Annotated in this window: 11 protein-coding genes; 4 read left to right on the forward strand and 7 right to left on the reverse strand. The window is 70.4% G+C overall.

What is annotated here, in order from left to right; translation table 11 throughout:
• Positions 1 to 112: 112 nt before the first annotated feature.
• Genes ACZ5L9_RS18380 through ACZ5L9_RS18390 form a run of 3 tightly spaced genes read left to right on the forward strand, consistent with a single transcriptional unit; the run spans position 113 to position 3,373 of the window.
• Positions 113 to 1,840 (forward strand): nitrite/sulfite reductase, encoded by a 1,728-nt coding sequence (locus tag ACZ5L9_RS18380; protein ID WP_464530556.1) that lies wholly within the window; start codon positions 113 to 115, stop codon positions 1,838 to 1,840.
• Positions 1,837 to 2,580, forward strand: coding sequence for a phosphoadenylyl-sulfate reductase (locus tag ACZ5L9_RS18385; protein ID WP_464530559.1), 744 nt, complete (start codon positions 1,837 to 1,839; stop codon positions 2,578 to 2,580). Before ACZ5L9_RS18380 ends, ACZ5L9_RS18385 begins: the two co-directional genes overlap by 4 nt.
• Before the next feature lie 49 nt (positions 2,581 to 2,629).
• The gene (locus ACZ5L9_RS18390) at positions 2,630 to 3,373 is read left to right on the forward strand and encodes a sirohydrochlorin chelatase (protein WP_464530562.1); all 744 of its coding nucleotides are present in this window, start codon (positions 2,630 to 2,632) and stop codon (positions 3,371 to 3,373) included.
• A gap of 75 nt (positions 3,374 to 3,448) precedes the next feature.
• Here the strand turns inward: ACZ5L9_RS18390 and ACZ5L9_RS18395 are convergent, their stop codons facing one another.
• The 7 genes from ACZ5L9_RS18395 to ACZ5L9_RS18425 all read right to left on the reverse strand — a co-directional run bounded on the left by ACZ5L9_RS18395 (position 3,449) and on the right by ACZ5L9_RS18425 (position 8,279).
• A complete protein-coding gene (locus ACZ5L9_RS18395; protein ID WP_464530565.1) occupies positions 3,449 to 3,868 on the reverse strand; it encodes a DUF3037 domain-containing protein in 420 nt (139 codons plus the stop codon).
• On the reverse strand, positions 3,865 to 4,632 hold the full coding sequence (locus tag ACZ5L9_RS18400; protein ID WP_464530567.1) for a HipA family kinase: 768 nt from the start codon (positions 4,630 to 4,632) through the stop codon (positions 3,865 to 3,867). The genes ACZ5L9_RS18395 and ACZ5L9_RS18400 overlap by 4 nt, the downstream gene beginning before the upstream one ends.
• Positions 4,629 to 5,531 (reverse strand): PPK2 family polyphosphate kinase, encoded by a 903-nt coding sequence (locus ACZ5L9_RS18405; RefSeq protein WP_464530570.1) that lies wholly within the window; start codon positions 5,529 to 5,531, stop codon positions 4,629 to 4,631. Before ACZ5L9_RS18405 ends, ACZ5L9_RS18400 begins: the two co-directional genes overlap by 4 nt.
• The gene (locus tag ACZ5L9_RS18410) at positions 5,528 to 6,262 is read right to left on the reverse strand and encodes a regulatory protein RecX (RefSeq protein ID WP_464530572.1); all 735 of its coding nucleotides are present in this window, start codon (positions 6,260 to 6,262) and stop codon (positions 5,528 to 5,530) included. Before ACZ5L9_RS18410 ends, ACZ5L9_RS18405 begins: the two co-directional genes overlap by 4 nt.
• 20 nt (positions 6,263 to 6,282) lie before the next feature.
• Complete coding sequence (gene recA / locus ACZ5L9_RS18415) at positions 6,283 to 7,326, reverse strand: recombinase RecA (protein ID WP_464530575.1); 1,044 nt, start codon at positions 7,324 to 7,326, stop codon at positions 6,283 to 6,285.
• 216 nt (positions 7,327 to 7,542) lie between these two features.
• Positions 7,543 to 7,737 carry a DUF3046 domain-containing protein gene (locus tag ACZ5L9_RS18420; protein WP_464530579.1) on the reverse strand — a complete coding sequence of 65 codons (195 nt, stop codon included), beginning with the start codon at positions 7,735 to 7,737 and terminating at the stop codon, positions 7,543 to 7,545.
• Positions 7,737 to 8,279: a DinB family protein gene (locus tag ACZ5L9_RS18425; protein ID WP_464530583.1), complete on the reverse strand. Its 543-nt coding sequence runs from the start codon at positions 8,277 to 8,279 to the stop codon at positions 7,737 to 7,739. Before ACZ5L9_RS18425 ends, ACZ5L9_RS18420 begins: the two co-directional genes overlap by 1 nt.
• A 62-nt stretch (positions 8,280 to 8,341) precedes the next feature.
• On the opposite strand from ACZ5L9_RS18425, the gene ACZ5L9_RS18430 reads away from it, so the two are divergent.
• Entirely contained in the window at positions 8,342 to 9,613 is a 1,272-nt protein-coding gene (locus tag ACZ5L9_RS18430) for an APC family permease (protein WP_464530587.1), read from the forward strand.
• Positions 9,614 to 9,621 lie beyond the last annotated feature (8 nt).

The following is a 9,621-nucleotide window of genomic DNA, read 5'->3' on the forward strand; positions in this document are numbered from 1 at the left end:
TGAACCGCCGCCCGACCGACCTCCCCGGGCGCGCGAGCACGAGGACCACCCCTCCACATCCCATCGGGGCCTTCGTACAGCGCGTCTTCACACGCTAGGAACTCTGACACCGATGCCTGACCTGCGCTTCACGGCGAAGACTGCGACCAAGACCGAGATCCCGCGCCCCAAGCGCGCGGAGGGTCAGTGGGCGCTCGGCTACACCGAGCCGCTCAACAAGAACGAGCAGTCGAAGAAGGACGACGACCCGCTGAACGTGCGGAACCGGATCCTCTACACCTACTCCAAGCGCGGCTTCGACTCGATCGACCCGGCCGACCTGCGCGGCCGCTTCCGCTGGATGGGTCTCTACACCCAGCGCAAGCCCGGGATCGACGGCGGCAAGACCGGCTCGCTGCCCGAGGAGGAGCTGGACGACCGCTTCTTCATGATGCGGATCCGTACCGACGGCGCCATCCTGTCGCCCGCCGCGCTGCGCGAGCTCGGCGGCATCTCGACGGACTACGCCCGCGGCAGCGCCGACATCACCGATCGGCAGAACATCCAGCTGCACTGGATCGACATCAAGGACGTCCCCTCCATCTGGGAGCGGCTCGAGTCGGTGGGCCTGCAGACCGTCGAGGCGTGCGGCGACAGCCCTCGCCCGTTCCTCGGCTCCCCCGTCGCCGGCGTCGCGCAGGACGAGATCATCGACGGCACCCCGGCGCTCGAGGAGATCAAGCGCCGCTACCTGAACAACCCGGAGTTCTCGAACTTCCCGCGCAAGTTCAAGACCTCGGTCAGCGGCCACCCGAGCCTGGACGGCGCGCCCGAGGTCAACGACGTCGCGTTCGTCGGCGTCGTCCACCCCGAGCACGGCCCCGGATTCGACCTGTGGGTCGGCGGCGGCCTGTCCACCAACCCGATGTTCGCCCAGCGCCTCGGCGTGTGGATCCCGCTCGACGAGGTGCCGGACGTCTGGGCCGGCGTCGCGGGCATCTTCCGCGACTACGGCTACCGCCGGCTGCGCTCCAAGGCCCGGCTGAAGTTCCTGGTGGCCGACTGGGGCAAGGAGAAGTTCCGCGAGGTCCTCGAGAACGAGTACCTCGAGCGTGAGCTCATCTCGCACGAGTCGCCCGTCGCCGCGACCCGCAGCGGCGACCACATCGGCGTGCACGAGCAGAAGGACGGCAAGTTCTACCTCGGCCTCGCGCCGACGGTCGGCCGGATCAACGGCGGCCTGCTGCTCGCGCTGGCCGACCTGCTCGAGCAGTACGGCGCGCTCGGTGCACGCCTCACCTCGTACCAGAAGCTCGTCGTCCTCGGCGTCGAGGCCGGCCAGGTCGACGCGCTGGTCGCCGAGCTCGACAAGATCGGTCTGCAGGCCAACCCCTCCAACTGGCGCCGCTCCACCATGTCGTGCACCGGGATCGAGTACTGCAAGCTCGCCATCGTCGAGACCAAGCAGCGCGCCATCGACCTGATCTCCTCGCTCGAGGACAAGCTGCCCGACCTCGACGTGCCGGTGACCATCAACGTCAACGGCTGCCCCAACTCCTGCGCCCGATCGCAGGTCGCCGACATCGGCCTCAAGGGCCAGCTCGTCATGGACGACGCCGGCAACCAGGTCGAGGGCTTCCAGGTCCACCTCGGCGGCGGTATCGGCGAGATCACCCGCTGGGGTCGCAAGCTGCGTGCCCACAAGGTGACCAGCGCCGGACTCGACGCCTATGTCGAGACCGTCGTCCGCAACTACCTCGCCGACCGTACGGGCTCCGGCGAGCGGTTCGCGGACTGGATCGAGCGGGCGGACGAGGCGCTGCTGCGCGGCGACAAGTCGCTGGAGGAGGTCTCCTCGTGAGCCTCTCCACTGCCGCGGCCCGCGCGAACCGCGGGTCGCACACCGAGGGCCGTACGCCCGAGGAGCTGCGCGAGCTCGTTTCCCACTGGGGTGCCGAGCTGGAGCTGGCGCCTGCCGAGGTCATCATCGAGTGGGCCGCGGCGACCTTCGGCGACCGGTTCTGCGTGACCTCCTCGATGGGCGACGCGGTGCTCGCGCACCTCGCCTCGAAGGTGGTGCCCGGCATCGACGTCGTCTTCCTCGACACCGGCTACCACTTCATCGAGACCATCGGCACCCGTGACGCGGTCGAGGCGACCCTGCCGGTCAACCTGATCACTCTCACGCCCGTGCAGTCGGTCGCGGAGCAGGACGCCGAGTACGGCAAGGACCTGTTCGCCCGCGACCCCGACCTGTGCTGCGCGCTGCGCAAGGTCAAGCCGCTGGCCGAGGGCCTGGCGGGCTACGACGCCTGGGCGACCGGGCTGCGCCGCGCCGAGACCCACAACCGGGTGATCGCGCCGGTCGTCGGCTGGGACGCGAAGAAGGGGAAGGTCAAGGTCTCCCCCATCGCCCGCTGGTCCGACGAGCAGGTCGAGGCCTACATCGCCGACAACGGCATCCTGGTCAACCCGCTCGTCTACGACGGCTACCCGTCGATCGGCTGCGCCCCCTGCACCCGCCGCGTCGCCCCCGGCGAGGACCCGCGCAGCGGGCGCTGGGCCGGCATGAACAAGACCGAGTGCGGCATCCACACCTGATGCTCCGCCTGCCCCCTCACTCCGTTACGACCACGAAGGGAGACCACTGATGGCAGCCCCCGCCCTGGTGGCGCTCGCTCACGGAAGCCGTGACCCCCGTTCCGCCGCCACCATCAACGCACTCGTCGCCGAGGTCCGCGCCCAGCGTCCCGACCTCCGCGTCGAGGCGGCTTTCCTCGAGCTGTCGAAGCCGACGTTCCACACCGTCGTCGACAGGCTCGTCAAGGCCGGGCACGACGAGATCGTCGTTGTACCGCTGCTGTTGACGGAGGCCTACCACGCCAAGGTCGATGTACCCTCCGCCGTCGCCGAGGTCACGGCGAAGCACCCCGAGGTGAAGGTGCGGGCGACCGCGATCCTCGGTCTCGAGGCCTGTTTCCTCGAGGTTCTCGACGAGCGCCTGCGCGCCGCCCTGTCGGTTGCCCGGGTGCGCGAGCTGGACGCCCTGGTGCTCGCCGCGGCCGGTTCCTCGGACCCGCTCGCCAACCAGACCGTCGCCCGACTGGCGCGGATCTGGGGTGCCCACCACAGGCTGCCCGTCACCGCCGCGTACGCCTCATCGGCGCCGCCGGCGACCGGTGAGGCGGTGCGGGCGTTCCGCGGCGAGGGTCGCCGCCACATCGCGGTGGCGTCGCTCTTCCTGGCACCTGGCTTCCTGCCGGACCGCGCCGCCGAGCTGGCCATCGAGGCCGGCGCCGTCGCGGTCTCCGAGCCGCTGGGCGCCCACCCCGAGGTCGCCCGCACGGTCCTCGCGCGGTATGCCGTCGGGGCCGTGGAGCTCGTCCCCGTCTGACGCCGAATTTGCAGCAAGGACCGCCGAGTTTGCACCTGAGGTGCAAACTCGGCGGTCCTTGCTGCGATCTCGGGGTTAGCCGACGAGACGCTCCAACAGGCGGTCGAGCTCGGCGGCCGGATCCGCGGTGAGACCGCCGTGGACCGGGCCGGGCTGGAGCACCGTGCTCTTGGGCGCCTTGAGCAGGCCGAAGCGGGAGTTGGCGGTGTCGACCAGCTCGCGGGTGCCGTACGCCGTGGCGCGCTGGCCGGTCGCGAAGCCGGCATGCGCGCGGCCGCGGCAGATGTCGTCGACCGCGTCGAGCGCGGACTCGAGTCGCTCCACCGACAGGTCGCCGGCGAAGGCCGCGATGCGCGCACGCTCGAGGTGCCAGGCGGCGTCGAGGAAGCCGTCCTCCTCGCAGAACAGCACGACACCGACGTTGAGGAACTCCTCGCGGTCGGGACGGGGCACGCAACGCAGCACGACGTACTGGTACGGCTTCAGGGTGCTCACGCGCTCACCGCCGTCGGCAGCCACTGGCGGGTGCCGAGTCGCGTGAGCAGGAAGCGGACGTACGCCGCACGCAGCTCGGCCGGGGTCGCGGCGCCGGGCACCGGCTCGAGCCACTCGTCGGGGACCTCGGCGACGATCGCGGTGAGCGCCGCCTCGTCGAGCAGTGGCGTGACCTCGTCGTCGACGCCCTTCAGCCGGTCGGCGTAGGCACCGAAGATGTGTTCGTCGCTGTTCCAGGGCTGGTTGGCGAACCGCTGCGGATCGGTGACGCCGCCCGCCCAGGCGTGGTGGAAGTAGAGGCTGGCGCCGTGGTCGATGACCCACAGGTCGCTGCCCCACAGCAGCAGGTTGGGGTTGCGGAAGCTGCGGTCGACGTTGGCGATAAAGGCGTCGAACCACAGCACGCGGGCGGGATCGGTCCCACCGACGACATCACCGTCGTAGCCGAAGGCGCCGGGCAGGAAGTCGATGCCGAGGTTGAGACCGGCGCTCGCGTTGAGGAGGTCCTGGACCTCCTCGTCGGCCTCGTAGCGGGCGATCGCGGGGTCGACGTCGAGCATCACGAGACGCGGCGTCTTGAGGCCGAGGCGGGTCGCGATGCCGCTGGCGATCACCTCGGCGACCAGGACGCGCAGTCCTTGGCCGGCGCCGCGGAACTTGCAGACGTAGGTGCCGAGGTCATCGCCCTCGACGATGCCGGGCAGGCTGCCGCCCTCACGCAGCGGGGTGACGTAGCGGGTGACGGTGACGCGCTGCAGGGTCACGCGCTCAACTCCTTGCGGCGCTGCTCGAGCACCTTGGCGACGCTCTTGGAGGTGATGGTGTCGGTCTCGACCCGCTTACGCTCCGCCTCGAGGTCGAAGCCGGCCTCCGGCCACCCGAGATCCATCCCGCGCAGCGCCTCGAGCAGAAGCTCGGCCACCGCGAGGTTGCGGTACCACTTCCGGTCGCTGGGGACCACGAACCACGGCGCGTGCTCGGTGTCGGTGCGCTCGAGCGCGATCTCGTACGCCCGGGTGTAGTCGGCCCAGAGCTGACGCTCGTCGAGGTCGCCGGCGTTGTACTTCCAGTACTTGCTGGAATCGTCGAGGCGGCGCTGGAGGCGCTGCAGCTGCTCCTCGGGTGAGATGTGCAGCATGCACTTCACGATCACGGTGCCGTCGTCGACGAGACGCTTCTCGAACTCGTTGATGGCGTCGTAGCGGCGTTCGATCTCGGGAGGCGTGGCGAGCTCGCGGACCCGGCCGATGAGGACGTCCTCGTAGTGGGACCGGTCGAAGACGCCGACGTAGCCGGCACCGGGAACGACCTTCTCGATGCGCCACAGGAAGTCGTGCTCTCGCTCCTCCTCGGTCGGCGCCTTGAAGGAGGTGATCCGTAGACCCTGCGGGTCCATCAGGCCGACGGTGTGGACCAGGACGCCGCCCTTGCCGGAGGTGTCCATCCCCTGCAGGACGAGGAGGAGGCGTCGGCGATCTCCGCTCTTGCCGAGCGCGAAGAGCTTGGACTGGAGATCGAGGAGCTCCTCGCCGAGCTCCTGGAGCTCCCGCTCCCCCTGCTTGCGCCCACCTTTGATGGCGGGCGTGGCATCGGTCGAGTAGTCGGACAGGTCGACCGCGCCCGGCTTGAGACGCAGAGCACGGGCCAGCTTCGTGACAGTCACACGTCGGATTCTGGCAGGTCATCCGAGAACGCGTCCTCGTCGTCCTCCGCGGCCGCCCGCACGGCCTCGCGTACGACGCTCATCGCCATCCCCGGCGGGTAGCCCTTGCGGGCGAGCATCCCGACGAGCCGACGAGTCTGGGTGACCTCGTCGAAGCGCCCGAGCGAGCGGATCCGCTTGGCCACCAGCTCGCGGGCCGCTGACTCCTCGTCCTCGGGGTCGACCTCGTCGAGCGCCTCGCGGGCCACCTCGTCGGCAACGCCCTTGCGACGCAGCTCCTGGGCGAGGGCTCGCCGGGCGAGTCCCTTGCCCGACTGCCGGCTGTCGACCCACAGCCGCGCGAAGGCGGCGTCGTCGATCAGGCCGACCTCCTCGAACCGATCGAGCAGCCGGTCGGCGATCTCTTGCGGGACCAGCTTCTTGGCCAGCCTGTCCGCGAGCTCCTTGCGGGTGCGGGCCTGACCGGTGAGTTGATCGAGGAGGATCTTGCGCGCCACCGACTCGGGATCGGCATCGGGGCCGCTGGCCACCTCGTCGAGCGGCTCGGATGGGCCGCCATCGCCTGTGCGCTGTCGCCGACGGCCCGTGGAGCCCCGACGCTGCGAGCGCTCGGAGACGCGCGCGAACGGCTCCGCCGTCTCGGTCGGGGCGCGACGCGTCCACGCGTCCACCCCGACCGAGACGTCACCGAGCCAGTCGGGCGGATTCCCGGCCGCCCACGGGTCAGTCACTGACACCGTCTGCTCGGGGATCAGAAGTCGTCGACACCGATCGGCTCGGCCAGCGGGGCCTCGTCGACGGTGGCGCCCACGCCGAGCTTCTCGAGGATCTTCTTCTCGAGCTCGTTGGCGAGGTCGGGGTTGTCCTTGAGGAAGTTGCGGGCGTTCTCCTTGCCCTGGCCGAGCTGGTCGCCCTCGTAGGTGAACCAGGCACCGGCCTTGCGGACGAGGCCGGCCTCGACCCCGACATCGATCAGGCCGCCCTCGCGGGAGATGCCCTTGCCGTACATGATGTCGAACTCCGCCTGCTTGAACGGCGGGGCGACCTTGTTCTTGACCACCTTGACGCGGGTGCGGTTGCCGACCATGTCGGTGCCGTCCTTGAGCGTCTCGATGCGGCGGACGTCGAGGCGGACCGACGCGTAGAACTTCAGCGCGCGACCACCGGTGGTGGTCTCGGGCGAGCCGAACATGACGCCGATCTTCTCGCGCAGCTGGTTGATGAAGATCGCCGTCGTCTTGGACTGGTTGAGCGCACCGGTCATCTTGCGCAGCGCCTGCGACATGAGGCGGGCCTGCAGGCCGACGTGGCTGTCACCCATCTCACCCTCGATCTCGGCACGCGGCACGAGCGCGGCGACCGAGTCGATGACGATCAGGTCGAGCGCACCCGAGCGGACCAGCATGTCGGCGATCTCGAGCGCCTGCTCACCGGAGTCGGGCTGGCTCACCAGCAGGGCGTCGGTGTCGACGCCGAGCGCCTTGGCGTAGTCGGGGTCGAGCGCGTGCTCGGCGTCGATGAAGGCGACGATGCCGCCGGCGCGCTGAGCACTGGCGACGGCGTGCAGCGCGACCGTCGTCTTACCGGAGGACTCCGGGCCGTAGATCTCCACGACGCGACCTCGCGGGAGCCCGCCGAGGCCGAGGGCCACGTCGAGCGCGATCGCGCCGGTCGGGATCACCTCGAGCGGAGCCCGGGTGTCATCGCCCAGTCGCATGACCGAGCCCTTGCCGTACTGCTTCTCGATGCCTGCGAGCGCCAGCTCAAGAGCCTTCTCGCGGTCTCCACCAGCCATGATGGTCCTTCCCTGAGGGGCCTTCTGGCCCGCCGTCTTTGCCACTTTTCCTCGCGTCTTCGTCATCAAGGCTGGACGCTAGGCGGAGCCACCGACAGTTTGGTGTCGGCGCCTGTGGAAAAGGCTGCTCACAGCGTCACCTGTGGAAGAAATCTAACCCGAACAGATGTTCGATCCAAGGTGATGCCGCGGCGTGTCGCGACCTGTCCCGATTTCTCAGCGCAGGTGGGCGGGGAGCTCACGGGCGGCCCACACGGCCTCCCAGACCTCTTTGGCCGCGTAGCCGTCGGCGAGTGCCTCGGCGGCCGTGCGGCCCCCGAGGTCGGCGAGGACGAACTGCGAGGCCCAGACCTCGGCATAGCCCGCACCGAGGGCCTCCTCCATCCGGCGCCAGAACTCGGTGTGGCGCATCAGCCGGTCCAGCGGACGCCGGTGACGTCCCACGCGTGGTGGACCACGTCATGGAGGTGATAGCGGCCGAGCGTCTCGACGGTGAACTCGCTGCCGTTGGAGCGCAGCCCGCGCCGCCCCCATGCGCCGGGCGGCACGGTGTCGTAGAGGTCAGCCACCTTCGCGGCGGCGTCGAGCAGCTCCTCGGAGACGACCTGCGGGTCGCTGCGGTCGTAGCGCTTCTCGATCGCCGTCTCGTCCTGGTCCCAGTTGGCGAAGGTCGGCTCATCCTCGGCCAGCATCAGGCGCACCCGCTCCGCGAAGACGAGGTGGACGTCGCGTACGTGCGCGCCGTACTCGAGCGGCGACCACACACCGTCGCGCGGTCGTACGCGCGCGGACGCATCGGCGAGCACCCGCTCCCATGCCGTGGCGTTGTCGCGCAGGATCGGCGCGAGCCGATCGACGGTGACGCGTTGCGCCTCGAAGCCGCACTCGGGGCAGGCCTCGTCGAGGACCCAGGTCCAGTCCTTGGTGTCCGGCTCGATGGCGGGTTCGCTCATGCAGAAAACTCTCGCACGAGGCACCAACGGATTTGTCAGGGGTCGGCGCTAGCGTTCGCGACATGACTGGATCGCGGCCCGGCATCTCCGTTCTGCAGGGCACGGCGCTCACGCTCGGGGCGGTGCTGGGCACCGGCGTGATCTCGCTGCCCGCGATCGCCGCGACCAAGGCGGGCCCGGCCTCGCTCCTGGCGTGGGCCTCGCTGCTGCTGGTCTCGATCCCGCTCGCGGCGACCTTCGCCGCTCTCGGCGCCCGCTACCCGGGCGGCGGCGGGGTGACCACCTACGCCCGCCTCGCCTTCGGCGACCACGCCGCCACCGCGCTCGGGTGCGCCTTCTTCCTGACCATCGGCATCGGCGCACCGGTGGCGGCCGGATTCGCCGGCGAGTACGTCGCCGACTACCTCGGCCGGGGACGCGGCACGACCCTGGCCGTCGCGGCCGGGATCATCCTGATCGTCACGACCCTCAACTGGTTCGGGATCAGGCTGTCGGCGCGGGTCCAGCTGGCCATCGCGATCGTGCTCGCGGCGGTGCTCGCGGTGACGGTGCTGATCGCGCTGCCGCATGCCCGGGCGAGCAACCTCCACCCCTTCGCGCCGCACGGCTTCCATGGCGTCGTGGCAGCCGCCGGTGCCCTCGTCTGGGCGTTCGCCGGGTGGGAGATCATGGCGTCGGTCTCCGGGGAGTACGCCCATCCGGCTCGTGACATCCCCCGGGCAGCGGCCGCCACGCTCGCGATCGTCGCGGTGCTCTATCTGGGCGTCGCCTTCGCGACCACGGCCGTGCTCGGCGGCGACCCCGGCAGGGCGCCGCTCTCCGCCCTCCTGGTGGTCGGCATCGGCGGCGTCGCCCGGCCCGTGATGACCGTCGTCGCGCTGCTGCTGACGATCGGCACGATGAACTCCTACTTCGCCGGTGCGGCCCGGCTGGGCGCGGCGCTCGCCCAGGAGCGGTCGCTGCCGGGGTGGCTCGACCAGCGTGGCGAGCCGCGTCGGTCACTCGCTGTGGTGTCACTCCTCGGGCTGGGCACACTGGCCGTCATGGCGCTCACCGGCACCGGCACCGAGCGCACGCTGCTGGTCACGACGGGAACGTTCGCGCTGGCCTACCTCGTCGCCACGGTGGCCGCCGTACGGCTGCTTCCCGGCGGCACCCGGGGCTGGTGGGCCGCATGCGTCTCGGTGCTCGCCTCGATCGGCCTGGTCGCGGCCACCGGATGGAACGTCCTGATCTCGATCCTCGTCGGCGTGGTCGGCGCCGTCTGGGCCTGGCTGCGCAACCGCGAGCCGGCCGCGCCGCTGCCGCCCGACCCGACTCCCGGGCTCGCCTGAGGCTGCTT

The organism is Nocardioides sp. JCM 18998, from assembly GCF_055391535.1.

Excerpts from the sequence above, each read along its gene's own strand:
- ACZ5L9_RS18420 (WP_464530579.1), bottom strand. The coding sequence starts at position 7,737 with ATGCGCCACACCGAGTTCTGGCGCCGGATGGAGGAGGCCCTCGGTGCG.
- ACZ5L9_RS18380 (WP_464530556.1), top strand. The coding sequence starts at position 113 with ATGCCTGACCTGCGCTTCACGGCGAAGACTGCGACCAAGACCGAGATC.
- ACZ5L9_RS18425 (WP_464530583.1), bottom strand. The coding sequence starts at position 8,279 with ATGAGCGAACCCGCCATCGAGCCGGACACCAAGGACTGGACCTGGGTC.
- ACZ5L9_RS18390 (WP_464530562.1), top strand. The coding sequence starts at position 2,630 with ATGGCAGCCCCCGCCCTGGTGGCGCTCGCTCACGGAAGCCGTGACCCC.
- recA (WP_464530575.1), bottom strand. The coding sequence starts at position 7,326 with ATGGCTGGTGGAGACCGCGAGAAGGCTCTTGAGCTGGCGCTCGCAGGC.
- ACZ5L9_RS18430 (WP_464530587.1), top strand. The coding sequence starts at position 8,342 with ATGACTGGATCGCGGCCCGGCATCTCCGTTCTGCAGGGCACGGCGCTC.